The sequence below is a fragment of the Pseudomonas karstica genome (genome assembly GCF_009707515.1).
Taxonomy (GTDB): Bacteria; Pseudomonadota; Gammaproteobacteria; order Pseudomonadales; family Pseudomonadaceae; genus Aquipseudomonas; species Aquipseudomonas karstica.
Genome location: NZ_WLYI01000034.1, coordinates 24308 through 48974 on the forward strand (window position 1 = coordinate 24308; position 24667 = coordinate 48974).

Genomic DNA, 24667 nt, shown 5'->3' on the forward strand with positions numbered 1-24667 from the left:
AGTGCCCCCGCAGACCCTGCAGGACGGTATGCCGGGGGCGCTTGGTCAGTCTCGCTCTGGCACTTGCGCGATAGAAGGCTTCCCGTCGGTGATGGGCTTGCCCGGCGCACGGTTGGTCTTGCGATAGGTCAGTAGCACAATCCCCGCAACGACGATTACCCCGCCAAACACCTGCCCGGCGCTGAGCATCTGATCCAGCACGATCCAGCCCATCAACAACGTCGCCAGCGGCTCAATGTTCATGACTGGCGCATTACGCGGCATGTCCAGGCGTGGTACTGAAATAAATAGCACGATAAACCCCGTCCCATAGAGCACCACCAACGTGGCGAGTGCCAGCCAGCCAGTGCTGGTTGCCGGTAGATTCAGGCCTCCCGGAAGGGCGCCGGTCAGGCCTGCGAGGTTGATGCTGCTGAAGACGATGAAGATCGTCAGCAAGCTGCGGACCGAACCGCGTACCTGGGATAATTTGTGGTCGGTGATCCATAGCGCGCCGGCGAATACCGTGGCGGCACAGAAGGCCAGGGCGACGCCCAGCAGCCATTGCGGACCGATGCTGGTGTTGGATGACAGGCGTCCTGGCACGTCCAGCACAAACACCAGCCCAACCAGAATCAGCCCCATCAGCATGGCGGTGCGCAGGGTCGGCCGCGGCCCGCCCAATGCCCAGGTGAGCAGCGCCAGCAGGATGGGGAAAACGTTGGCCACCAGCAACGCCAGCGCTACCGGCACCCGAGCGACCGCGGAATACAGGCATAGGCTTTGGGTGGCGATCAGCAACCCCAGCAGCAACTGCCAACGCCATGCGCCCTGTGGCAGGCGCAGGTTCTGGCGTTGCCACAGCACCAGCGCGGCCAGCACCAACAAGGTGCCTCCCGAGCGCATCAGAATCGCCAGCAACACTCCGGCGCCATCATCGAACGCCACGCGAGCGGCGACATGGTTGCCAGCGAAGGCGCAGCCCATGCACAGCAGAATCAACACGGCGAAGTGGCGAGGGAATGGAGGAAGGGAGGCTGGTGTGGCGGTCGGGCGAGTCATGGCAGGGTCTCAGACAGTGGGTGCCACCGTCAGGAATGAAATTATGTTTTTGTTATGTTGTCGTACGACATGAGTAGGATTTGTATCGTGTTTGACTTAAAGGGGCAAGCGCTTGTTTTTCCATGAATGGCTTTTTTTGTTTATTTTTAAGGGGGTTGTTGCATGCGGTGGCTAGTGATAGGCCGGGCGCAGATTTTGCTATCAAGAAGTTTATTCGCAAGAGATCGTATGACTTGCTTGTTTTTGAAGAACGATTAGAGCCTCATCAGGGATCGGCCTCTGTAGCCGCTGTCGAGGCACGAGGCTGCGATAAGGGCCGCAGGACCTTCAGCAATTTCAGGACCCACACGACTGCTGTGCAGCCGATCGCAGGGTTTTTCGGCCGGTTCATCACTAATGCGACGAGACATAGATAGAAGGCGTGGACGGCGCAGGCAATGCATAGGTCGCCTTCATCCATTCGATCTCTGCCTGGGGCGTTCGGCCAAAGAAACGCTTGAACTCGCGGCTGAATTGCGAGGCGCTTTCATAGCCTACGTTGAACGCTGCCGTCGAAGCCGTCATGGCGTTGCGCAGCATCAATAATCGAGCCTGGTGCAAGCGCGTCGACTTCAAGTACTGCATTGGAGAGGAGTCCGTCACGTTACGAAAGTGCAGGTGAAAGTTGGGCACGCTCATGCTTGCTTCGTGGGCAAGTGACTCGACATCCAAACGCTGCTGGTAGCAACTATGGATCTTGCGGATCGCGCGCGTCACCTTGGCGAAATGTCCCTGGCGATTGAGCGCTGCGCGCATCGAGCCACCTTGCTCACCGGCCAGGATGCGGTAATAGATTTCCCGCACCAGCGACGGCCCGAGTATTTGCGCTTCGCCCGCATTGCTCATCGTTTCGAGAAAACGCAGTGTCGAGGCGCGCAGCAAATCGTCCATCGGCGAGGCATACATGCCCTTGGGCCGGGCATCACTCGGCCCGAGCGTTTCATCCATTTGCAGCATCAACTCGCTGGCCAGTTGCATGTCGAGGCGCATGTAGACCGCCAGCATGGGCCGCGCCTCGCTGGCGTCGGTCTCCATGGTGAAAGGAACGGGGACGGACACCACCAGGTAGTGCTGGGCGTCGTAAACGTAGACCTCATCACCCAGGTAGCCACGCTTGCGCCCTTGGCACAGGATCACGATACCCGGGTCATACAGCACCGGCGTGCGCGTCAGTGGCCGGTTCGAACGCAAAAAACGGATGTCCTCCAGTGCGCTGAGGTTGTAGCCCTCCAGCGGTGCGAGTTTTTCCATCAAATGCACCATGCGCGAGGTGCGTGGATCGGCCTGAGTCATTGACGTCCCTTTTGCTTGCCGCTCAACCGTCGGTTGAGCGGGTCAACGCTTCCCACTGATCAATCTCACTGGCCGCGCGGTTCAGTTTGTCACGTACCAGGCTCAGGGCATCACTGCCCAATAACAAGTGGGCCGGTGGTGTCGGGCTGGCAATAACCTGCAGCATCGCCTGCGCTGCCTTCTGCGGGTTGCCAAGCTGTTTGCCGTTCTTCTCTTCGCGCGCCTTGCGCACGGGGTCGAAGCTGGCGTCATAGTCGGCGATGCTGCGTGGGGTGCGCTGCATCGAACGACCGGCCCAGTCAGTGCGAAACGAGCCAGGGGCCACGGCGGTCACGAAGATGTTGAAAGGCCGCAGTTCTTGGCTCAGCGTATCGGAAATACCTTCGAGAGCAAACTTGCTCGCGCAGTAGTACGCGATACCCGGCATCGTGATGGTGCCCCCCATGGAGGTAATATTGAGGATGTGACCGGCACGGCGCTTGCGAAAATAAGGCACGAAAGCTTTGGTCACCGCTACCGCACCGAACACATTGACCTCCAATTGGTGACGCATCTGTGCCAGCGGCGACTCTTCGAAGATGCCCTCATGGCCGTAGCCTGCGTTGTTGACCAACACATCGACCGGGCCGTGGCTGGCTTCAATAGCCGCTACTACGCTATCGATCCGGGTGAAGTCAGTGACATCCAGAATCACTCCATGGGCCCGATCCGCGCTGAGCGCCTGAAAGGCCTGCAAGGCGGCTTCACTGCGCACGGTGCCGATGACACGATGGCCAGCGGCAAGCGCTTCTTGCGCCAGTGCATTGCCCAAGCCACTGCTCACTCCTGTGATGAATAAGGTTTTTCTGCTGTTCATGGCGAGTTCCAATAAGTGGGTACGCGGCCATGTTATCTATCGAAAAATCGCTCACCTATGCCGGTTTGTCTTCGAGCATTGCCTATTCCTATCAGGACCAATAGTTAAAGGCCCGTCTCCCCTGGCACGGTGTGCCGAGATCAACGTCGCCCGGTCCGAGTGCTCACATCCACCCATACGGCCAGTACCAGAATGCTGCCTTTGACAATCATCTGCCAGTAGCTGTCGACGTCGAGCATGGACATGCCGTTGTCCAGGCTGGTGATGACCAGTGCGCCGAGGAGGGCGCCGTAAACCGTACCGGAGCCACCGCGCATGGAGGTACCGCCGATGAAGCAGGCGGCGATGGCGTCGAGTTCGCCCATGCTTCCGGCCGAGGGCGAGCCTGCGGCCAGGCGCGCGGTGTTGACCACGCCGGCGAGGGCGCACATCACACCCATGATGCCGAAGATCCACAGCTTCACCGCCTGCACGTTGATGCCGGACAGCCGCGTGGCTTCCATGTTGCTGCCCACGGAGTATATCCGTCGTCCAAACACGGTCTGGCTGGTCACGTAGCTGAACACGCCGAGCAGGACCAGCAGAAGCAGCACCGGAACCGGGATGCCATCGTAGCTGTTGAGGGTATAGACGAACCCGGCCAGCACTGCGCCGATCAATACCACGCGCAATGCGTCACGACCCAATGAGTGTGCCGCCAGGCCATGAAGTGCACGATTGCGGCGCTGCTTCCAGGTCAGGAACAGTGTCAAGGCGAACAGCAGTACGCCAAGCCCTGTCCCAACCGTGTGCGGCAAATAACCCTGGCCGACGTAGACCAACTCCGTTGATACCGGGGCAATGGTGGTGCCGCCGGTAACCCCCAACAAAATGCCGCGAAATGCCAGCATGCCGCCCAGGCCGACAATGAACGAGGGGATGCGCAGGTAGGCCGTCATGTAGCCGTTGCCCAAACCAATCAACAAGCCGCACAAGGCCACCAGGCTCAGGTTCGCCAGCAGCGGGATGTGATAGACCACGTCGAGAATCGCCGCCAGGCCACCCAGCAGGCCAAGCAATGAACCCACCGACAAATCGATCTCGCCGCTGATGATCACCAGCACCATGCCGCAGGCGAGAATCCCGGTGATGGACATCTGCCGCAGCAGGTTGGAGAGGTTGCGCGGGGTCAGGAACCCGCCGTCGGTTTGCCAACTGAAGAACAGCCAGATCATCGCCACGGCGATCACCAGCGCGAGCATTTTGTAGCGGCTGAAGAATTGTTTGACCTGATTCATCTACGCGGTCTTCCGATCATTATGGTTATGGCCATCGGGATGGCTGAGCGCGGCGGCGAGCACCTGTTCCTGGGTGAGTCCCTGGTTGACGAAGTCGCCGCACAACTGGCCTTCGCCAATCACCAGTACGCGGTCGGAAACCCCCAGCACTTCGGCCAGCTCCGAGGACACCATGATGATCGATACACCTTCGGCCGCCAGCGCCCCCATCAGCTTGTAGATCTCGTACTTGGCGCCGACATCTACACCGCGGGTGGGCTCATCGAGAATCAGCACCCGGGGTTGGGTCAGCAGCATCTTAGCCAGCACGGCTTTTTGCTGATTACCGCCGGAGAGGCTGGTGATCGGCAGGAACGGGCTCGCGGTCTTGAGGTGCATGCGCGAGATCTCCCGGTCGATGCTGCCCAGTTCGGCTTCGGCGTCGATGCGGGTCATCTTCGAGTAGTTGTCCAGCACCGCCAGGGTGATGTTCTGGCCGACCCCAAGGTCTGGGATGATGCCCTGGCGCTTGCGGTCTTCAGGAACCATGCACAGGCCGGCACGGATCGACTTGAGGGGCGTGCGTGTGTCGATCGGTTGGCCGTCCAGCCACACTTCACCTTCGTAGCGGCCGGGGTAGGCGCCGAACAGCGCCGATACCAGCTCCGTGCGACCGGCGCCAACCAGCCCCGCGATGCCAAGGATTTCCCCTCGCTTGAGGACGAACGAAATATCGTCGACCCGTTTGCGCTTGGGGTTGTCGACGTCATAGCAGGTGATGTGGCGCGCTTCGAAAATCACCTCGCCGATGTCGTGGGGTTCGGTGGGGTAGAGGTTGCTCATTTCCCGGCCGACCATTTGAGTGATGATCTTTGGAATGTCCATGTCCGCCATGGCAGTCGTGGCGATGTGTTTGCCATCGCGGATCACTGAAATGGTGTCGCACACGGCGGCCACTTCATCGAGCTTGTGGGAGATATACACGCAGGCAACGCCCTTGGCCTTGAGGTCGCGAATGATGTCCAGCAGCACCTCGATTTCCGAGCGGGTCAGGGCCGAGGAGGGCTCATCGAGGATCAGCAGGCGCGCTTGCTTGTTCAGCGCCTTGGCGATTTCCACCAGTTGCTGGTAGCCACCGCCGTACTGTGAAACCGGTAGCGATACGTTCATGTCCGGCACTTTGAGTTCACGCATCAGGGTTTCGGCGCGGTGGATCATCGCCGGGTAATTCATGCGCCCGCCGGGCAACGTCAACTCGTGGCCCATGAAGATGTTTTCGGCCACCGACAGGTCGGGGACCAGGGTCAATTCCTGGTGAATGATCACGATCCCGGCGGCTTCGGTTTCGCTGATCGAATGCGCCTTGAGCGGCTGGCCGTCCCAGAGCACTTCACCGTCCCAGGTGCCGTAGGGATAGACCGCCGACAGGACTTTCATCAGCGTGGATTTACCCGCGCCGTTCTCGCCGCACAGGCCGACGCATTCGCCAGGCTTGACCTTGATGTCGATACCATTCAGGGCTTTGACACCACCGAAGGTTTTGACGATACCGTTCATTTGCAGCAGGTAGTCGGGCATGGCAGGCGCTCACAACAGGCTGGACGGGCCACCCCCCTGTAGGAGCGAGCTTGCTCGCGAAGAACTCATAGACTACGCGTTTATCCAGGATGCACGCGTTATCGTTGAGGTTCTTCGCGAGCAAGCTCGCTCCTACAGGGGTGGACACGGAGATTTATCGAAGGATTACTTCCCGGCCATCTGTTCCTTGGTATAAAACCCGTCCTTTTCCAGCAGGTCGATGTTGTCCTTGGTCAGTGGGGTCGGGGTGAGCAGGATGGTGTCGACTTTTTTGCTGCCATTGTCGTATTGCGAGCTGTAGGTGGGTTTCTCGTTACGCGCCAGTTGCACCGAGAGCTTGGCGGCTTCGGTAGCGATCAGTTTCAGTGGTTTGTAGACGGTCATGGTCTGGGTGCCATCGATCACCCGCTTGACCGCCGCCAGGTCTGCATCCTGACCCGAGACCGGCACTTTGCCGGCCATTTTCTGCGCGGCCAGCGCCTGGATGGCACCGCCTGCGGTGGCGTCGTTGGAGGCAACGATGCCATCGATCTTGTTGTCGTTCCGGGTCAGGGCATTTTCAACGATGCTCAGGGCTTCGGTGGGGTTCCATTCCTTCACCCACTGCTGGCCGACAATCTTGATATCACCCTTGTCGATGGCCGGTTGCAGCACTTTCATCTGACCTTCGCGCAGGACCTTGGCGTTGTTGTCCGTGGGGGCGCCACCGAGCAAAAAGTAGTTGCCCTTGGGCGCCGCTTGTAGCACGCCAGTTGCCTGCATCTCGCCGACCTTTTCGTTATCGAAGGAAATGTAGGCGTCGATATCGGCGTTCAGGATCAGTCGGTCATAAGACACCACCTTGATCCCGGCCTTCTTGGCTTCGGCGACGGCGTTGGTCAGTACGGTGGCATTGAATGGCACGATGACGATCACATCGACACCACGGGAGATGAGGTTTTCGATCTGCGAAATTTGCTTCTGCTCGTTGGCGTCGGCTGACTGTACGTAGACTTTGGCGTCCAGCTTTTCCGCCGCCGCAACGAAGTAATCACGGTCGCGTGACCAGCGTTCCAGGCGCAGGTCATCGATGGAAAAACCGATTTTCGGGTGGGCGGAATCGGCCATGACCGGAAGCGCCAGCAGGGCCAGGGCACTGGCGAGTAGCGTGCGTTTTAGTGTGTTCATGGTGGTGCGTCCTTTTATTGTTGTTTGAGAGACACTGCCTGACGATGAGCATGATGCCGGTAGAACTGTAGAGGGTCCCAAGGCGCCGCGCGCATGGATTTGTCGCGAGAATGTCACCGCGCCGCCGAGGCTTGCCTACTGTCAGGAGAAGATAAACCGGTTGACCACACCCTCGAGCATTTCCTGTCTCCCGCTGACGGCCAGGGGGTTCAACTCGTTGGCGAAGGCATGCTCGGCCAGGGATCCGAGGCTGAACTCACCCGCCAACACTGCCTGGCCGAACGGCTGCTGCCATCCGGCGTAGCGTTGATCCTTGAACTGCTGCAGTCGATCGGTCTGCACCATTAATGCTGCGCGCTCCAGGGCCAGGGCGAGGACGTCCATTGCAGCGACATGGCCGTGAAACAGATCGACGTCGTCCAGGCTCTGGCGGCGCACCTTGGAGTCGAAGTTGAAGCCGCCGTTGTTGAACCCCCCGGCCTTGAGGATTTCATAGGTGGCCAGGGTCATCTCCTCGACGCTATTGGGGAACTGGTCGGTGTCCCAGCCGTTCTGCGGATCGCCGCGGTTGGCGTCGATGCTGCCGAAGATCCCCAACGATACGGCCGTAGCGATCTCGTGATGAAAGCTGTGCCCGGCCAGGGTTGCATGATTGGCCTCGATGTTGACCTTGATTTCGTTCTCCAGGCCGAACTGATGCAGGAAGCCGAAGACCGTGGCGCTGTCGTAATCGTATTGGTGTTTGGTTGGCTCCTGGGGCTTGGGTTCGATCAGCAGGTCGCCTTTGAAACCGATCTTGTGCTTGTGCTCGACCACCATGCCCATGAAGCGGCCCAGTTGTTCGCGTTCGCGCTTCAGGTCGGTATTGAGTAGGGTTTCGTAGCCTTCACGACCGCCCCACAGTACGTAGTTGGCGCCCTTGAGGCGTTGGGTGGCGTTCATGGCGCTGAACACTTGGGCGGCGGCATACGCAAACACTTCCGGGTCCGGGTTGCTGGCGGCTCCTGCGGCAAAGCGTGGGTTGCTGAAGCAGTTGGCGGTGCCCCACAGCAGCTTGATCCCGGTCTGCTCCTGATGACGTTCCAGGTGGTCGATCATCTGCGCGAAGTGGTTGCGGTACTCCTTCAGCGAGTTGCCTTCCGGGGCCACATCCGTGTCGTGGAAACTGTAGTAGTCGATGCCCAGTTTGGAGAAGAACTCGAAGGCTGCTTCGGCCTTGCCAATGGCCAGCTCCATCGGGTCCCCGGCGAGTTGCCACGGGCGCTTGAAGGTACCGACTCCGAACATGTCAGCCCCTGGCCAGACGAAGGTGTGCCAATAGCAGGCAGCCATGCGCAGGTGCTCGCGCATCGGTTTGCCAAGAATGAGCTTATTGGCGTCGTAGTGGCGGAAGGCGAGGGGCGAGTCGCTGGCGGGGCCTTCGTAGAGAATCTTGTCGACAGCGGGGAAGTACGGCATTGACGATTTCCTTGTTGTTCTTGGCGGTGTCCCGATACTAGCAACGGCCCTGAGGCTGTTGATTATGAAAATCACCAACGCGCAGTTCGTTTTTGAGTATTGAGATCTGTCGCTACGGCGCCTAGTCTGTGCTCATCGGCCCAGGGTAAAAAATAATGAAAACCGTACCCCCCGTTCACCGCATTGCGCTGCTGTTCAACGGCAGCAAGATCTACGACCGCGGCATCATCAGCGGTATCGGCAACTACCTGAGCAGCACCCGCGCGTCCTGGGACTTGTTCCTTGAGGAGGATTTCCTCTGTCGCTTGAAAGGGATCGAGCGCTGGCAGGGCGATGGGATCATTGCCGACTTCGACGACCCGTTGATCGGCGAGGCGCTGGCCGGGATCAAGTTGCCAGTCGTGGCGGTGGGTGGGTCTTATCAGGATGAGCGCGCCTATCCCAAAGGCATTCCCTATGTCGCCACCGACAATGACGCCTTGATGAAGTTGGCGTACGAACACCTGATCGAGGCCGGGTTGACGCGCTTTGCCTGCTTCAGCCTGCCTGAGGCACAGGCCAATCGCTGGGCGCAGGAGCGGGAAAAAGCTTTTCGCCGCCTGCTGCAGCGCGATGGCTTGCACGCTGAGGTCTACCGCGGCATGGGCACCAGTGCACCGCTTTGGGACAGCGCTGTCGAACAGCAGATCGCCTGGCTGCAAAGCCTGCCCAAACCCATCGGCATCATCGCCGTCAGCGACGCGCGTGCCCGGCAGTTGCTGCAAGCCTGCCTGACCGCCGGGATTGCCGTGCCGGAGCAGGTGGCGTTGATTGGCATCGACAACGACCCACTGACCCGCACCCTGACGCGGGTACCCCTCAGTTCGGTGATTCAAGGCACCGAAACCATGGGTCGGACTGCCGCGCGCCTGCTCCATCAAATGCTGCATGGTATGCCGTCCACAGGCACGCAGTTGTTGATCCCCCCTGATGCGATCAACGTGCAAGCTTCAAGCCTGCATCAACCATTGGGCAACCCCTACGTCATGCAGGCGCTGCTCTTCATTCGCCAATACGCCTGTCAGGGCATCAAGACTGCGCAAGTAGCGGGATACGTAGGCGTGTCGCGCTCATCGCTGGAGTCGCACTTTCGCAAGGCGCGGGGTTGCAGCGTGCACGACGAGATCTTGCGCTTCAAACTGGCAGCGGCCGCCAGCGGACTGGAAAACACTGACTCGGCAATTGCCGACATCGCCCAGAATTGCGGATTCAAATCGGCGCAATACCTGCACACGGTGTTCCGTCGTGAGTTCGGCTGTACACCACGGGAATACCAGCAGGGCGCCAACGCCGCGATCCATTGAGCGCAATACTCAAGGCCGGGCCTGCCCAGCCTGTCTTCTAGATCCAGATATCATTCGGCGCCGTGCGTTCACCGCCTTCATTGCCGGTATTGAGCACTCCACGTGGCTCGATCATCATCAGCTTCGCCTCGGGCTCTGCGAATGTTTTGTGCTCGACACCCTTTGGGACAACGTACAGCTCGCCGGGTCTGACCGTCACACTGCCATGGGCAAGGTCAATGCGCAGTTCCCCTTCAAGCACCAAAAACGCCTCGTCGGTGTCCGCATGGGAATGCCAGATGAAGTCGCCTTCGATGCGCACGACCTTGAACTGGTAGTCGTTCATTTCAGCAACCACCCGGGGGCTCCACTGCTGGTCCAGACTCGAGGCTTTATGCATCAGGTTGATCGCTTGCAGGCTGATTTCGTGGGGCTGGCTCATGATGAGTCCTCGGTGAGATAGGCGCGTTAAGCATAGCGAAGGCCAGTGAATGGCTCTTGTACGATCATGCACGATTGCCACGAGCGGGCAAGCGTTCGAAACAGCTCGTCTGTTTGCGTCCCTCATCCTGCATTCCTTGCAGGAATGCAGGGCATAAAATTAATGAATTTTTCTTATCGCAGGGTGAGGCGTAGCTTGGTTTGAGGACATGGAGAACGACCTTGAAATCATCCTCTCTCAACGTAGCTGAAAAGTTTGATACCTCACGGGCCAATGAGTATGGGCGACAGAGCCGTATCGCATTAGCCGGGTATGATGCCTGCCAGGATCTTGCTGCGTGCATGCTGGCGGCAAGCCTCGGCAATACATGCTCGGCGAAGGTGCTTGTCGTCGGCGCTGGTGGCACGGCGCAGGAGATTATTGCGATGGCAACGCTTGCGCCGAGTTGGCGTTTCACTGCCGTAGATCCATCCGAGCCGATGCTGGAGGCCGCGACGCAGCAGTTAGAGGCAAGCAACCTGCTTGAAAAAACGAGCATGCATCATGGGTATGTTGAAGACCTGGCCGCAGATGAGTCATACGACGCAGCCACCTTGATCGGTGTACTTCATCATCTCGATGGGGATGATGCCAAGCGACAAGTCCTACGATCCATCCGGGCTCATCTAAAGCCGGGCGCGCCGCTGATTGTCGCGGGGAATCAATATGCTTATGCCAGTCAACCGTTATTACTTGCCGCCTGGGGGCAACGGTGGCGGCAGCATGGTGCCAGCCCGGATGAAGTAAAGGTCAAGCTTGGGAAAATCCTCCAAGGCGCTGACCCTCCACATTCCGAGGTGGCGGTTCAAAAGCTGCTGCATGACGCCGGATTCGGGGATGCTACGCGTTTCTTCAGCAGCCTTTTCTGGAGTGCTTGGTTGACATGCAAAACGGCCTGAGCATGGATGGGGGCATTCATAATGCTGCCGACTTGACAGCTGAAAGGCTCTACAAGCCGATTGTCGGGGTAGATAAACAACAACCTTCAGGCTAGGAAATCAGGAGCGATTTACCTCTCATGGTTTCCCGTGTCATTGTTGACGACCTTCGCGAGCAAGAACTAGGCGTCCCCCTCGCTCCTACAGGGGAGGGTGTGGCTTAACGACTGTTCGATCTGCAACTTTTTGTCTCCAGGGAGGAGAGCATGAAACGACCCTATATCGCCCTCGCCACGTTGCTGGGTTTTTCCCTGTACACGGCGTACACGTTGGTGCTGGCGGAGCAAAGCCTCATTGCCTTCGGCCTCGAACTCATGTCGCGCCCGGACACTGCCCAGGTGGTCATCGACCTGTATGTGCTTGCGGCCATGGCCTGTGTGTGGATGTACCGGGATGCACGTGGGCGCGGCAGGTCGTTTGCTTCCATTGTCCCTTATTTGCTGATAACGGCGATATTCGTGTCGATAGGCCCGCTGCTGTATATCGTGATCAATGGGTTCGCCCGCTCTCACCCAAGGTAGGTGATCAGGTCGATACACACCTACACCTTCTTGCTTCAGGAGGGCTGGCCGGGCAGGGCGGATCAGCAACGCCGGATCCGCCGTGAGATTACGGACCTAGCGGTTACGCGTCACCCTCCACACGGTGTTTGCGAGGTCGTCCGCGATAATCAGGGCGCCACGTGGATCGACGGTCACACCGACAGGCCGGCCGCGGGTTTTACCATCGGCACCACGAAAACCCGTGGCGAAATCAACGGGTTCACCCACGGGGCGACCGTTGCTGAACGGCACGAAGATCACTTTGTAGCCCACCGGCTTATCACGGTTCCAACTGCCATGTTCGCCGACGAACACCCCTTCGGTGTACTGGCCGCCCATGGCCGGTATGGAAAAGTCGACGCCGAGCGCCGCGACGTGTGACCCCAGGCTGTAATCCGGCTTGATCGCGGCAGCCACCTTGTCCGGGTTCTGCGGTTGCGCGCGTGGGTCGACGTTCTGGCCCCAATAGCTATAGGGCCAGCCGTAAAACCCACCTTCGCGCACCGAGGTCAGGTAGTCCGGGACCAGATCCGGCCCCAGTTCGTCGCGTTCGTTGACCACCGTCCACAGCTGGCCTGATTCAGGTTCAATCGTCAACGCCGTCGGGTTGCGCAGGCCGGTTGCATAAGGTTTGTGGGCACCGGTCGCGGCGTCGACCTGCCACACCATGGCCCGATCGATTTCAACCTCCATGCCGCGCTCGGTGATATTGCTGTTGGAACCGATACCGACATACAGCAAGCGCCCATCGGCGCTGATGGCCAGCGACTTGGTCCAGTGATGATTGATCTCGGCAGGCAGGTCGGTGACCTTGGTCGGCTGGCCGCTGGCTTTGGTCTGGCCCTCTTCATAATCGAAGCGCACCAATGCATCCTGGTTGGCCACATACAGCTTGCCGTCGGCGAAGGCCAAGCCGTAAGGCGCGTTGAGGTTTTCGGCAAATACGGTCTTCAACTCGTAGGTGCCGTCGCCGTCAGCATCTCGCAGCAGCGTCAGGCGATTGCCGCCTTTGACCTTGGTGTTGCCTTGCGCCTTGATAACGCTTGCAATCACATCTTTGGGTTTGAGCTTCGCGGCACTGCCCCCACGGCCTTCCGCCACGAGGATATCGCCATTGGGCAGGACGAGGGTCTGGCGCGGAATTTTCAGATCGGTCGCAATCGCCGTGACGCTGTAACCCTGGGGAACCGTGGGCTTTTGATCGCCCCACGCCACGGGTTCGGCAATCTTCATGCTAGGCAGCAGGCTACTCTGGGGGGCCGGCATTTTCGGGTCTGGGCCGTGGGCCTGGGTACTGTCCGCTTCGCCACCGCATGCACTCAAAAACAGCGCCATGCTTAAAACAGTCAATGCGCTCGATGGTCTCATTGGGCACCTCCCGAACGCAGATTGGTAAGCCCTGTCCACGTCGCGACACAGCTCAACAAGGTCACGATGACTGACAGAATCAGGCCCAAGGGCATGGAGGCCAAGGCGTCTTTCGCATGCTCGAAGGCGTTTATGAGTCCGAGTGCCCAGGTGGCTAGCAATAGCAGGAAGTACATCACGGGTCGCCCTGTCTTGTGGTCTGCCCGGAGCAGATTGACGAGCGCGAATAACAACGCCAACCCGCAAAAAACCAGCCCGCCGGCAATCAGCCAGGAGGCGAAGTTGCTCCACTGAATCTGGTAAGTATTGAAGTAGGCAATATCACTGAGCAAGGCGCCGAGAAACAGCGGTACGGTTCCGGCAAGCAAGGTCGCGTGAAGCGGGCCTGGTGTGCTTCGGTAGGCGAGGGGTGCGGTAATGGACACGGTGGCTCCTTATCGTTCAGCGCCTCAGGGCGGTGGTCACTGCGTTGAATCCTGGGGGAGTCTAGTTGAAAAGTCAGGGTAAGCGAGACCTCGACAAGACTGTCGTCCTTACGACGCCTGATCATTTTGTAATGCTCGATTGGCTGCACCGGTGGTGTGATCGAAGAGCTGCAGCGTCACTTGGTTTGAATTGATCTTCCCTGGGTTTAAGTATTGTATGGGCTACTCTTTGCTCACTCGCCCAAGGATTTGATCGTGGCCAATACGTTAAGCCCCCAGTCCGTCATCACCTTCTGGAAGCACGCCGGCCCAGCGCGTTGGTTCAAGAAGGACGAGGCATTCGATACCGAGTTTCGCGACACTTTCCATGCTGCCCACTTCCAGGCGGCCAGGGGGGAGCTGGAACATTGGATGGACAGCCCGCAAGGGGCACTGGCCTTGCTTCTGTTGCTTGACCAGTACCCACGCAACGCCTTTCGCGGCACTGCCCACATGTTCGCCACTGATCCACTGGCGCGGTTGTACGCAGGCAGGATGATCGATGCCGGGATGGACAAGCAGATCGAAGCCTCTCTAAAACCGTTCTGCTATTTACCGCTGGAGCACTCGGAAAACGTTGAGGACCAGCAACGCTCCCTGGCTTTGAACCAGGCGCTCGACGCTAACACTTACAGATGGGCTAAAGAACATGCCGACATCATTGAGCGGTTTGGACGCTTTCCCCATCGCAACGGAGTTTTAGCGAGGACGACGACCGCTGAGGAGCGTGTTTTTTTGGAAGAGGGGGGCTTTTCGGGCTAAGCCTCTGAATCGAGCTCCAACCAGGAGTGCCCTCATCAGAATTCCAATGCCGTTCAGTTAAGCGAATATCGACCCCTGTAGGAGCGAGGGGTGAAAGCCTGGTTCTTGCTCGTGAAAAACTTCAACGATAACGTGCGCATCCTGGATAAACGCGTCGCCTATGAGTTCTTCGCGAGCAAGCTCGCTCCTACAAAAAAGCACCTCTGGAGATCGCGCCGTGAATAACCGCCCGTTACGCCTGTACGTTGATGCTCAATTCACCAGCCCCTATGCGATGTCGGTCTTTGTGGCCTTGCGCGAAAAGAACCTTGAGTTTGAAGTGCTCACGCTGGATCTGGAGGCGTGTGAGCACAACGCTGAAGGCTTTGCTCATCTGTCGTTGACCCAGAGGGTGCCCACGCTGGTGGACGGTGACTTTGCCTTGTCGGAGTCCTCGGCGATTAGCGAATACCTGGAAGAGCTGTACCCCCAGGCTCCGGTGTACCCAACAGACCCACGGCAGCGGGCGAGGGCGCGGCAAGTCCAGGCCTGGTTGCGCAGTGACTTGTTGGCGATTCGCCAGGAACGTTCCACCCTGGTGGTGTTTTACGGCGTCAAGTCGGCGCCGTTGTCAGACGAGGCGCAGGCGGCGGCGCGCAAATTGATCGGCGTCGCGCAAGCCTTGCTGGCCGACAATCGCGAGCACCTGTTTGACCAGTGGTCGATCGTTGATGTCGACCTGGCCTTGATGCTCAACCGGCTGATCCTCAACGGTGACAGTGTGCCTGCCGCGTTGGTGATCTATGCACAGCGCCAATGGCAGCGGCCATCGGTACAGGAATGGGTCAATCGGCAGCGGCCCGCGCAGTAGTCAGCCATGCCTGCACAACCCGGCGATCCAGGTCCTCCCAGTCGGCCATACCCAATACCCGGGTTGTGTTCAGTCCGCGCAAATAACCCCGCAATTGCTGGGCGCTGGCAGATACCTGGTGAGAATCTGCGGCCTGCTCCTGCAGCACGTTTTCATACTCAACCAGATAGTCGGCGACCCGTTCGCGAAACTCCGGCAACACAGCTTCACGGATTCGGTCGAAGGTTTTCTGGTGGTGCTTCATGGAGTGTTCCTTATAGGTTTTTATAGGGGCCGTCAGCCCGACGCTATTCGCTCAACCGCTAGTTTTGTTTTGGTTCTCGGCTGAAGGTATCGACGGCTTGCGCCAGGCCTTTTGCCGCCAGCGCTACCAACTCACCGCCTTTTTCCGGGGTCGCCAAGGCCGGGTCCGAACCCATGCGACCGTCCGGGAAGCGCGCACGAAAGTCTTTGGCTTCGCGGATCGGGCCGGTGTTGGCGATTTGCGGCGAGTAGTCTGCCGACTTGATCGCGTCGGGATAAGCCCATTGGGTGACGGCGATCTCCGACGGCGTGGCATGGCTGCCATGGCCCGTGGGGAACTGCCGGTGTGCCAGTTCGCCAACACCTTCCAGGTCCCACCAATTGACCAACTTCAGTGCGAACCCCGCCGGGCGCCGGGCAAAGCTGGCTTCGGCGTAGAGCTCGGAAAATGCCGCTTCAATCGAAGCGATATTGCCCCCATGGCCATTGAGAAACAGGATTTTCTCGAAGCCATGGCCCGCCAGTGAGCGCACCCAATCACCAATGGCCGCAATAAAGGTCGAGGGGCGCAGGGAAATCGTCCCGGCAAAACCGAGGTGGTGCTGCGCCATGCCGATATTGAAGGTCGGGCCGATCAGGATATCGGCATTTTTCTGCGCCACATGGGCGATGATTTCCGGGCACATCCAATCGGTGCCCAGCAAACCGGTGGGGCCGTGTTGCTCGTTGGAACCGATGGGAATCACCACGGTGCGGCTGCGCTGCAGGAACTGCTCGATCTCGATCCACGTTGACTGATGTAAAAGCATGTGAGGTTCTCTCTTGTCAGGCTCGGCTGACAAGATACTACCTCAACCGGCACTGGCCATCTGCTGTGGCTTGCAGTTGAGATAAGCCGAGGACTTCAGCCAGCGTTGGTCGGGGTACCAGGAGAACATGAACTGGCCACCCTTGAGTTTGTCCACCACTTGGCGCGCCACTTGTGGCCGTACGGCAGGGCAGCCCTGGCTACGGCCGATCCGCCCTTCGCGCTTGCTCCACAACGGGCTTACGTAATCGGCGGCGTGGATCACAATGGCCCGGTCCCGGGCCCGGTCATTGAAACCTGGCTCCAGGCCGTCCATGCGCAACGAATAGCCATGGGCGCCTTCATAGCTTTCCTGGGTACGGAACAACCCCAGGCTGGACTGATAGCTGCCCTCAAGGTTGGAGAATTGGGTGGCGAAGTTTTCCCCGGAATTTTGCCCGTGGGCCACCAGGTCGCGCAGGACCAGGCTTTTTTTACTCAGGTCGAAGATCCACAGGCGACGAGCGGTCGAGGGCATTGAATAGTCGATCACGGCCAGGCGTTCGGAGCGTTCAAGGCCGTTGCCGACGGCGCACTGCATGGCGCTCAAGGCTCTTTTCAGAACAACGGGATTGAGTTCTGGAGCCGTACGGGCCAGGCTGCTATACAGAGTAGGAGGGTTGTTGCTGGCGAGCGTGTGATTACAGAGCGCGAGCAGGGGGATGGCGATCAAGCCGAGGCGGGCGTAAAAATTCAGCATGTACAGAGCATCTCCCCGATGGAATGGAGCAAATTCATTGTTCAAAAAACACGCATGTTACTTGAGCATTTGCCTGCTCGTTGCACCATTGGTCGCCATGGCCGAAGACCCGGTCATAGAGCCGCCATCTCCAGTACAGCTGGCACTTGCGCAATTGTCGAGTGTTTGCCCAGGTTTGGCGGGGCAGGTGGATGCCCCGGGTGAGCGGCGATTGCAGCTTTTTTACCAGCAGCAGGGCAATGTTGCGCTTTGGGCTGGCAACGAGCGCCGATCAGCCTTGCAAGCCCAGCTGCAGCTATTGGCCGATGACGGCCTGGACCCGGCTCACTACCCTCTGCCTGTGGACGCGACCACCGGCAACGTGCTTTGCACCGATATCGGCATCAGCCAGCACTATCTGCAAGCGTTGCAGGACTTGCACTACGGTCGCTTGCAACAAGCCCGTTTCGAACCCCTCTGGCACTCCCAGCCGCCGACGCGAGACCCGGACGCCGAGGTGGTGGCGATAGCGGCGGTGGGGCTGCAGGACATGGCCAAGGCATTCGATCAAGCCCGCCCGGATGCGCAGCTGTATCGTAGCCTGCGCAAGGCCTATGCCGCCCTGCGCTTGCAGCCGCTGGCTCATTGGGAGGCGCTCGCCAGTGGTCCGTTGCTGCGCCCAGGCATGGAGGACTCACGCGTGCCGGAACTGGCGCGGCGACTGTTCAATGGCGGCTATCTGGCCAGCGCGCCTGCCGGCACCAGTAAGAAATACCGTGTAGAACTGGTCAACGCGGTCAAGGCCTTCCAGCAGGGCCATTCCTTGCAAGCCGATGGTGTGATCGGCCCAGGCACCTTGGCAGAGTTCAATGTCAGCCCTGCAGTGCGTCGCGAGCAACTGCGTGTCAACCTCGAACGCTTCCGCTGGCTGGCCCAGGACCTGGAGCCCGAAGGTGTACTGGTCAACGTGGCGGCTGCCCAACTGAGCTTTTACCAGGGAGGTGTGCCGGTATGGCAGACGCGCCTGCAAGTGGGGCGAGCCGAGCGCCAGACGCCGTTATTGAAGTCTGTGATCACGCGGCTGACGTTAAATCCAACCTGGACCATACCGCCGACTATCCTGCGCGAGGATAAACTGCCGGCCATTCGCTTGAACCCTGAATACCTGCGCCAGCAGAACCTGCAAGTGCTGGACAGCAAAGGTAACCCGCTGGCCCCTGAGCAAGTCGACTGGTCCCGCCCTGGCAATATTCTCCTGCGCCAGGGGGCTGGCCCGAGAAATCCTCTCGGCAGGATCGTGCTGCGTTTCCCTAACCCATACTCGGTTTACCTGCATGACACGCCCAGCCAGCAATTGTTTTCCAAGGGCCCGCGGGCGTTCAGTTCGGGTTGCGTGAGGGTTGAAGAGCCGCTGCATCTGCGCGATTTACTGGTGGGCCCGGCAGAGCGCGCGCGTACCGATGAGTTGATAGCGACTGGCGCGACCCACGAGTTCAGGCTGGCCACGCCGGTGCCGGTATTGCTGGGGTACTGGACAGTGCAGGTGGATAGCCAGGGGGCGCTGTTGTATGCGCCGGATATTTACGGGCGCGATCCTGCTTTGTTCAAGGCGTTGGGAAGTGTGCTTTGAGGTGCGTCGGGTAAAAAAGCCTTGGCAATCATTGCCACGGCTTCAGTCGGTGACACTTGCGCCGTGTCGATGCTAAACGGTGCATCCGCCCACGGTTCATACGTATGGGCCATGACTGACTGCCAAGTGGGTGGGACCAGGCCGGGGATGTCGCCAGTGCGAGTCTCTACTCTTCGACGGTGTTGCGCCTTATCGGAGCAAGTCACCTCGATATTGACCAAAGGTACACCTGCGTGCCTGGCCACTTTGCTCCAGTCGTCACGGCTTTCAAACACCGGATTGACGCAATCAACGATGACCCGGTGGCCCAGTCCCAGATTGCTCAATGCCAGCGCATTGGCAATCCTGTAGCCACTGGTTCCCACTTCCTGCACAAGAGCCCCGGCATCCCGGATCGCTTGCTCAATGCTGTCGATGCGCAGATACACGGCGTTTATCCGGCGGGCCAGCGCCGAGGCGATGGTCGTTTTGCCGGTGCCGGGGAGGCCGCTGAAAACAATAAGCATGGTGGATCCTTAGGGTCAGTGGGGGCAGGCAAGAAGCCAGGGTGTTCCCGTCAGAGGCCCGCGTACGGTTCTGGAGCATTGATGGCCTGCGGCAGTGCCACTCGGGAAATGGGTGAAGCTATGCTTGCAAGGTCCCTTCAGTCAAAGAGCCAACGGCCATGATTCAGTGCAAACGCGCCTATGCAACCGCCAGCCCGGATGACGGCAGGCGCATTCTGGTGGACCGCCTGTGGCCGCGGGGTTGCCGCAAAGATACGTTGGTACTGGACGAGTGGCTGCCTGAAGTAGCGCCTTCCACCGAACTGCGCAAGGCCTTCAAGTCCGGGGCGTTGAGCTTTGTGCAATTTGAAAGCGCTTACCGCAAGGAACTGACGGCGCGGCCTTCCTCCTGGTGGAAACTGCTGGATATCGCTCAAGCCGGCACCCTTACGCTGATCTACTCCGCCAAGGACCCGTTGGCAAATAACGCCGTGGTCCTCGCCCACTGGTTGGAAGAAGAGCTGGATCGTCGGGCCGACGCGAGTTCTCCCGTCTGCTACATGACGGACTTTCCACAAGGTTAGGCCGGTTTGTAAGCGATCCAGCCTTTGAAACTGAACCCGGCATAAAACAGCTCGACCGATTCGAACCCTGCCGCCCGCAGCAGCGCTTCGTCATCTTCGGGCGACAGCACCGGTAGTTGGGCGCTGATGGCTGTAATCGCCCGCTCAGCGTCTGAGACGGGCACGCCTGAGTCCACGGCATAGGCAGCATAACGTTTCAACCAACGGGCTTTTTCCCCAGGCGACTGGGGGAAACTGTGGTGAGCCACAATCAGCGGTGCGCCTGGTACCAGGCGGCACCATAGCGCCTTCAGGGTCTTCAGGCGCTCTTCGGCCGGGATGAAATGCAAGGTCAGCAGGCAGGTCGCCGCACCAAACGGGCCTGGCGGCGCGGTGTCGATATAGCCTTCATGCAGCTCGACTCTTGAGGCCTGCGCGCCCAAGGTGGCCTGCGCCAGCTTCAGCATCTCGGCGGACGGATCAACCCCGACGAACCGCCACCCAGGCGCGTGCTCGGCAAACCTCTTCAACTCCAGGCCACCGCCCGCGCCAAGCACCAGCACGTTGCCCGTAGCCGGTAGGCTTTCCTGCAGCAGCAGTGTTGTCATGCGTTGCAGGGAATCAAAACCAGGCACCAATCTCACGGGGCCTTCGGCGTAGCGGGCGACAGCGTCAGGGTCTGAAAACCAGGTCATTACGAGCGCCCCTCAGTATCCAGAGCCTGGATATCCATCACCATCTCATGCCAGGCCATACCGCCATGGTCCGACGCAGATGGCTGAACGTAGCCATAGCCCATCCGCTTGTACAACTCGACATGATGGTCCTTGCACATCAGGTGGATGGTTTTCTTGCCCATGCCCTGCATGCGCTGAACAAACGCTTCCATCAATTGTGTTGAGTAACCCTTGCCCTGGTGATCGGGATCAACCACCACCGACATGATCACCACGTTGGGCGCATCCGGCGAATGGCCCACCAACTCTTTGAACGACTCATCGGACATGACGACTTCCTGGGCGCAACCGCTGTTGATGAAGCCGATAACCTCGCCGTCGACTTCCAGGATCAGGAAGCCTTGCGGGTATAGGGCGATACGCGTGGCGATCTTTTCCAGGGTGGCGGCTTCATCGCCTTCGTAGGCACTGGTTTCGATATGGTAGCAGCGGGTGGCGTCTGCGGGGACCGCGTTGCGAAAGTGTAGGGTGGGCATTGAGATGACCGGCTTAAAAGGAACGAGTACACGATCCTAGCGGGTTTTGCGCGATTGAAAAGGGGCACGTGGCCGCACATTTATCCAGGTCTGGTAGTACGGCCGGCAAGCCTAACTCGGTAAGGCGTGACGTTTACTTAAACCCCACCCACCAATTTCCCTCCATCCATCCGTCGTTTATACGCACTGTCACGACTGGCCAACCAGAAATACAGCGGCGAAGTCACCAGTAACCCCACCACCCAGGACAGGTCCGCGCCATTGATGTGTTCGGAAATAGGCCCGACATACAGTGGCGTGTTCATAAACGGAACCTGCACCACAATCCCGATCGTATACGCCAGCAATGCCTGCGGGTTGTAGCGTCCGTAAATCCCGCCATCGACCCGGAAGATCGAGGCAATGTCGTACTTGCCCTTATGGATGGCATAGAAGTCGATCAAGTTGATTGCCGTCCATGGCACCAGGACTACCAGCAGCACCAATACCATATCGACGAAGTGGCCGATAAAGTCCTGCGAGGCAAATACCGCCGCAATCGAACACGCTGCCAGGACAATGATCGAGATCACCGCGCGGCTCTTGGCTGTCGGGATCCAGCGGTAGGCAAAGGTCTGCACCAGGGTGATGATCGACAGCACTGCGCCGTAGAGGTTGAGGGCGTTGTGGCTGATCACGCTGAGCAGGAACAGCACCAGCATCAGCGGTCCTATGGCCCCGGTGGCGAGTTTGACGGCGTCCATGGTGTCCATGCCCACCGGGGTGGCGAGGACGGCGACGGCGCCGAAGATGAAGGACAGGCTGGAACCCAGGGCCGAGCCGAGGTAGGTAGTCCAGAAGGTCGAGGCGACAGGCACGTCGGCCGGCAGATAGCGTGAGTAATCCGAGACGTAGGGTGCAAAGGCGATTTGCCACAGCGCTGCCAGGGACACAGTCGCCAGCCATCCGGAGATATTGAAGCTGCCGCGTGTGAGGAAGTCGGTGGTCTGCACGTGGGTGAAGATATAGCCGAAACCCAGCACGATGCCCGCGCCCAGTACCCAGGTGCCGATACGGTTGAGCACGTGGATGAAGCGGTAGCCGATGATGCCGATGATCCCCGAGCCAATGGCGCCAATGACAATGCCTACGGGGACCGGGACGCTGTCGACTACGCCGTGCAGGGATTTGCCGGCGAGGACGATGTTGGAGGCGAAGAAACCGATATACATGACGCCAGCGATCACCACCACCAACAGCGCGCCAAGGGAGCCGAACTGAGCACGGCTCTGGATCATTTGCGGGATACCCATTTGCGGACCCTGGGCTGAGTGCAGGGCCATGAGTACGCCGCCGATCAGGTGGCCGACGAGGATGGCCACGATGCCCCAGATCAGGTTCAGGTGGAACAGTTGCACCCCCAGTGCGCCGGTGACGATGGGCAACGGTGCGATGTTGCCGCCGAACCAGAGGGTGAACAGGTCTCTTACCTTTCCGTGGCGATCTTCCGGGGGCACGTAGCCGATCGTGTGTTTTTCGATAAGCGGTGCGCAGGATGTTGCAGTGCTGACCATGACGAACTCCAAGGCAAGGTGAGTACGTGGACGTACTTCGCTGTGCGCCGCGTGGGCGACGCTTTTGTTGTTGGAGTGATCATGTGCAATGGTTACTGGCAGGTAAATTAGTAAGTTTGTTGCTTCAGACCTTAAAAAAAATATCTCGAGGTGTTTTTTGCTCCGGTATGTTGCATGTCAATAAAACCACCAAAAAAGCCGCTTTTTCTTGCACTTGTTTGGGGCCAAATTCACGTTTTTTCGAGGTGCCCATGGCTGCCTACAACTTGCGTCAGCTCAAGTATTTTGTAACCACCGCCGAGTGCGGCAGCGTCGCACAGGCGTCGCGCAAGCTGTACATCGCGCAACCTTCGGTGTCGACGGCCATCAAGCACCTGGAAGAGAGTTTCGGCGTGCAGCTGTTCATCCGCCATCACGCTCAAGGCGTGTCGCTGACGCCCAGTGGCGCTCGGTTTTATCGCAAGGCCTTGGAACTGCTGCGGGTGGCCCACGAGTTCGAGCAGAACGCCCTGGCGGACAATGACGTGGTGGCGGGGCAGATCGATATCGGTTGTTTCGAGACGGTGGCGCCGTTGTACTTACCGCGCCTGATCGCCGGCTTCAAGGCGCGCTGGCCAGGGGTCGAGATACGGATGCGCGACGGCGAGCAGCAGGAGTTGGTCCAGGCACTGACCGCCGGCAGTATTGATGTGGCGATGCTGTTTGAGCATGACTTGGGCGGTGCTATCGAGACGGTACCGCTGATGCCGCCGCAGCAGCCGTATGCCTTGTTGCCGGCGGATCATCGATTTGCCCGACAGGCCAAGGTGTCATTGGCGGACCTGGTGCTGGAACCGATGATTTTGTTGGACGTGCTGCCCAGCCGAACTTACTTCGTGAGCATTTTCGAGGAGCGCGGGCTGACGCCGAATATCGCATTCAGTTCGCCGTCCATCGAGATGGTGCGAGGCATGGTGGGGCGCGGGTTTGGCTTTTCGATTCTGGTGACCAAACCATTTTGCGAATACACCTATGATGGGCAGAAACTGGTGTGCGTGCCGTTGGCAGAGACGGTGACCGGCTCAGGTCTCTCTGCGGTGTGGTTGCGGCGGGCACCGTTGACCAAACCGGTGCAGTTGTTTGTGGATTATTGCCGAGAGGAGTTGGCGCGTTTGTTGGGCTAGTACCGCTTGCAGGTACTCGCTTGGTTGGCGGCCCCGGGCGTGTTTACTGCGCAGAGGACATGAGCTTGAAAAAAGGCTCCTCTTTCAATGAGGCGCTTTGACTGGGCGAACCCTCTCGGTCGCTTCTGAACTCATTACGATAAGACGCATAGTGCCACTGCGGCGCTGAGACATCGGAGGCGGGTTTGTTGTCGCTCTGACCAATGCCTGCTGCCTGCAACTCTTGCTCGATGGTGGTGATCAAGGCCTGTGTTTTTCCCATGTATTCGGGGCTGTAGGTGCCATCTGCACGGTCCGGTTTGGGATAGAGGGTAAATTGGGCGCCTAACGAGATTCGGGTGTCTCGGGGATCAACACGGCTTGTATCGGTAGCTTTCCAGCTATTGAGCGGGCTTTCTTCTGCGTTAATCAGCCTGCTGATGATTTCGAATGCCTTGGGCATATCCTTTGGATTCACGCTAATGTGAAATTTATCGCCAACAGACTTCTCTTCTTCCACGGGCGGGTTGCGTTTCAAGCTGATAAACGGAAATTTTTTATTGTTAATAGCGTTGTTTTTGACGCTCCAGCCGCCATGGATTTCGCCTGAGGCCTGCTGGGCGACCTCATAGGTCGGAGCCCCATAATTCGGGGTGAAGCGTGCGTTAGCATAGGGCGCAATGTCCTCTTGTCTCATGGCTCTCAGTCCACCCGTATCGAACGGGTTCTTTCCACTGGAAAATGCCTCTTTCATGCTCGAGCTGATGTAGGGTGAATGAGTGTTTTCTACTCTCATACTGAAGACCTGTTTTGGAAAAAATGAAGCAGTCAGGGGACCACTTAGTGCCTGGACTCATCGTTCATGTCTGAAAAGTCGGCTTTTGTGTGGTTCCGCAA

General features: G+C 59.0%; 27 protein-coding genes. 9 read left to right on the forward strand and 18 right to left on the reverse strand.

Going from position 1 to position 24667, the window contains the following annotated elements; genetic code table 11:
- Positions 1 to 45 precede the first annotated feature (45 nt).
- From GIR22_RS21600 to xylA, 7 genes are all read right to left on the reverse strand, one after another.
- Positions 46 to 1041, reverse strand: coding sequence for an EamA family transporter (locus tag GIR22_RS21600; RefSeq protein ID WP_154745301.1), 996 nt, complete (start codon positions 1039 to 1041; stop codon positions 46 to 48).
- A gap of 393 nt (positions 1042 to 1434) precedes the next feature.
- Positions 1435 to 2373 carry an AraC family transcriptional regulator gene (locus tag GIR22_RS21605; RefSeq protein WP_154745302.1) on the reverse strand — a complete coding sequence of 313 codons (939 nt, stop codon included), beginning with the start codon at positions 2371 to 2373 and terminating at the stop codon, positions 1435 to 1437.
- A 22-nt stretch (positions 2374 to 2395) separates the two neighbouring features.
- Positions 2396 to 3229, reverse strand: a complete 834-nt coding sequence (locus tag GIR22_RS21610) for an oxidoreductase (RefSeq protein ID WP_154745303.1) — start codon at positions 3227 to 3229, stop codon at positions 2396 to 2398.
- A 140-nt stretch (positions 3230 to 3369) separates the two neighbouring features.
- A complete protein-coding gene (locus GIR22_RS21615) occupies positions 3370 to 4506 on the reverse strand; it encodes a sugar ABC transporter permease (protein ID WP_154745304.1) in 1137 nt (378 codons plus the stop codon).
- On the reverse strand, positions 4507 to 6063 hold the full coding sequence (gene xylG, locus GIR22_RS21620) for a D-xylose ABC transporter ATP-binding protein (protein ID WP_154745305.1): 1557 nt from the start codon (positions 6061 to 6063) through the stop codon (positions 4507 to 4509). It abuts the gene before it with no gap.
- 165 nt (positions 6064 to 6228) lie between these two features.
- The gene (gene xylF / locus GIR22_RS21625; protein ID WP_154745306.1) at positions 6229 to 7230 is read right to left on the reverse strand and encodes a D-xylose ABC transporter substrate-binding protein; all 1002 of its coding nucleotides are present in this window, start codon (positions 7228 to 7230) and stop codon (positions 6229 to 6231) included.
- 141 nt (positions 7231 to 7371) lie between these two features.
- A complete protein-coding gene (xylA, locus tag GIR22_RS21630; RefSeq protein ID WP_154745307.1) occupies positions 7372 to 8688 on the reverse strand; it encodes a xylose isomerase in 1317 nt (438 codons plus the stop codon).
- A gap of 155 nt (positions 8689 to 8843) precedes the next feature.
- Here xylA and GIR22_RS21635 point away from each other — a divergent pair, with 155 nt between their 5' ends.
- Positions 8844 to 10031, forward strand: coding sequence for a XylR family transcriptional regulator (locus GIR22_RS21635; protein WP_154745308.1), 1188 nt, complete (start codon positions 8844 to 8846; stop codon positions 10029 to 10031).
- A 37-nt stretch (positions 10032 to 10068) separates the two neighbouring features.
- Here the strand turns inward: GIR22_RS21635 and GIR22_RS21640 are convergent, their stop codons facing one another.
- Positions 10069 to 10452 (reverse strand): cupin domain-containing protein, encoded by a 384-nt coding sequence (locus GIR22_RS21640; RefSeq protein ID WP_154745309.1) that lies wholly within the window; start codon positions 10450 to 10452, stop codon positions 10069 to 10071.
- A 221-nt stretch (positions 10453 to 10673) separates the two neighbouring features.
- Here GIR22_RS21640 and GIR22_RS21645 point away from each other — a divergent pair, with 221 nt between their 5' ends.
- Positions 10674 to 11390: a class I SAM-dependent methyltransferase gene (locus GIR22_RS21645; protein ID WP_154745310.1), complete on the forward strand. Its 717-nt coding sequence runs from the start codon at positions 10674 to 10676 to the stop codon at positions 11388 to 11390.
- A gap of 245 nt (positions 11391 to 11635) precedes the next feature.
- Positions 11636 to 11950 carry a DUF2834 domain-containing protein gene (locus tag GIR22_RS21650; RefSeq protein ID WP_154745311.1) on the forward strand — a complete coding sequence of 105 codons (315 nt, stop codon included), beginning with the start codon at positions 11636 to 11638 and terminating at the stop codon, positions 11948 to 11950.
- Between the two features lie 96 nt (positions 11951 to 12046).
- Here the strand turns inward: GIR22_RS21650 and GIR22_RS21655 are convergent, their stop codons facing one another.
- On the reverse strand, positions 12047 to 13339 hold the full coding sequence (locus tag GIR22_RS21655) for a PQQ-dependent sugar dehydrogenase (RefSeq protein WP_154745312.1): 1293 nt from the start codon (positions 13337 to 13339) through the stop codon (positions 12047 to 12049).
- Complete coding sequence (locus GIR22_RS21660) at positions 13336 to 13764, reverse strand: DUF2231 domain-containing protein (RefSeq protein ID WP_178122398.1); 429 nt, start codon at positions 13762 to 13764, stop codon at positions 13336 to 13338. The genes GIR22_RS21655 and GIR22_RS21660 overlap by 4 nt, the downstream gene beginning before the upstream one ends.
- 255 nt (positions 13765 to 14019) lie before the next feature.
- Here GIR22_RS21660 and GIR22_RS21665 point away from each other — a divergent pair, with 255 nt between their 5' ends.
- From GIR22_RS21665 to yfcF, 3 genes are all read left to right on the forward strand, one after another.
- A complete protein-coding gene (locus tag GIR22_RS21665) occupies positions 14020 to 14565 on the forward strand; it encodes a DUF924 family protein (RefSeq protein WP_178122399.1) in 546 nt (181 codons plus the stop codon).
- Positions 14566 to 14655: 90 nt separating this feature from the next.
- Complete coding sequence (locus tag GIR22_RS26620; protein ID WP_281349898.1) at positions 14656 to 14790, forward strand: hypothetical protein; 135 nt, start codon at positions 14656 to 14658, stop codon at positions 14788 to 14790.
- Entirely contained in the window at positions 14783 to 15415 is a 633-nt protein-coding gene (gene yfcF / locus GIR22_RS21670) for a glutathione transferase (protein WP_178122400.1), read from the forward strand. Before GIR22_RS26620 ends, yfcF begins: the two co-directional genes overlap by 8 nt.
- On the opposite strand, the gene GIR22_RS21675 is transcribed toward yfcF, so the two are convergent.
- Genes GIR22_RS21675 through GIR22_RS21685 form a run of 3 tightly spaced genes read right to left on the reverse strand, consistent with a single transcriptional unit; the run spans position 15390 to position 17205 of the window.
- Positions 15390 to 15659, reverse strand: coding sequence for a hypothetical protein (locus GIR22_RS21675; protein ID WP_154745315.1), 270 nt, complete (start codon positions 15657 to 15659; stop codon positions 15390 to 15392). The two genes, yfcF and GIR22_RS21675, sit on opposite strands and share 26 nt — an antisense overlap.
- A 58-nt stretch (positions 15660 to 15717) precedes the next feature.
- Positions 15718 to 16467, reverse strand: coding sequence for a creatininase family protein (locus tag GIR22_RS21680; RefSeq protein WP_154745316.1), 750 nt, complete (start codon positions 16465 to 16467; stop codon positions 15718 to 15720).
- 42 nt (positions 16468 to 16509) lie between these two features.
- Entirely contained in the window at positions 16510 to 17205 is a 696-nt protein-coding gene (locus tag GIR22_RS21685) for a murein L,D-transpeptidase catalytic domain family protein (RefSeq protein ID WP_154745317.1), read from the reverse strand.
- 37 nt (positions 17206 to 17242) lie between these two features.
- On the opposite strand from GIR22_RS21685, the gene GIR22_RS21690 reads away from it, so the two are divergent.
- Positions 17243 to 18814: a L,D-transpeptidase family protein gene (locus GIR22_RS21690; RefSeq protein ID WP_154745318.1), complete on the forward strand. Its 1572-nt coding sequence runs from the start codon at positions 17243 to 17245 to the stop codon at positions 18812 to 18814.
- Here GIR22_RS21690 and GIR22_RS21695 read toward each other — a convergent pair.
- Positions 18766 to 19320: a P-loop nucleotide/nucleoside kinase family protein gene (locus GIR22_RS21695; protein WP_154745319.1), complete on the reverse strand. Its 555-nt coding sequence runs from the start codon at positions 19318 to 19320 to the stop codon at positions 18766 to 18768. The two genes, GIR22_RS21690 and GIR22_RS21695, sit on opposite strands and share 49 nt — an antisense overlap.
- A 158-nt stretch (positions 19321 to 19478) precedes the next feature.
- Here GIR22_RS21695 and GIR22_RS21700 point away from each other — a divergent pair, with 158 nt between their 5' ends.
- A complete protein-coding gene (locus GIR22_RS21700) occupies positions 19479 to 19883 on the forward strand; it encodes a DUF488 domain-containing protein (protein ID WP_154745320.1) in 405 nt (134 codons plus the stop codon).
- Here GIR22_RS21700 and GIR22_RS21705 read toward each other — a convergent pair.
- The 3 genes from GIR22_RS21705 to GIR22_RS21715 form a co-directional block, all read right to left on the reverse strand.
- Entirely contained in the window at positions 19880 to 20557 is a 678-nt protein-coding gene (locus GIR22_RS21705) for a class I SAM-dependent methyltransferase (protein ID WP_154745321.1), read from the reverse strand. The genes GIR22_RS21700 and GIR22_RS21705 overlap by 4 nt on opposite strands.
- Complete coding sequence (locus tag GIR22_RS21710) at positions 20557 to 21075, reverse strand: GNAT family N-acetyltransferase (RefSeq protein WP_154745322.1); 519 nt, start codon at positions 21073 to 21075, stop codon at positions 20557 to 20559. Before GIR22_RS21710 ends, GIR22_RS21705 begins: the two co-directional genes overlap by 1 nt.
- A 137-nt stretch (positions 21076 to 21212) precedes the next feature.
- Complete coding sequence (locus GIR22_RS21715; RefSeq protein WP_154745323.1) at positions 21213 to 22628, reverse strand: purine-cytosine permease family protein; 1416 nt, start codon at positions 22626 to 22628, stop codon at positions 21213 to 21215.
- 251 nt (positions 22629 to 22879) lie between these two features.
- Between GIR22_RS21715 and GIR22_RS21720 the strand changes: the two genes are divergently transcribed.
- Entirely contained in the window at positions 22880 to 23791 is a 912-nt protein-coding gene (locus GIR22_RS21720) for a LysR family transcriptional regulator (RefSeq protein WP_154745324.1), read from the forward strand.
- Between the two features lie 43 nt (positions 23792 to 23834).
- On the opposite strand, the gene ospF is transcribed toward GIR22_RS21720, so the two are convergent.
- The gene (gene ospF / locus GIR22_RS21725) at positions 23835 to 24566 is read right to left on the reverse strand and encodes a type III secretion system effector phosphothreonine lyase (protein WP_246208461.1); all 732 of its coding nucleotides are present in this window, start codon (positions 24564 to 24566) and stop codon (positions 23835 to 23837) included.
- Positions 24567 to 24667 lie beyond the last annotated feature (101 nt).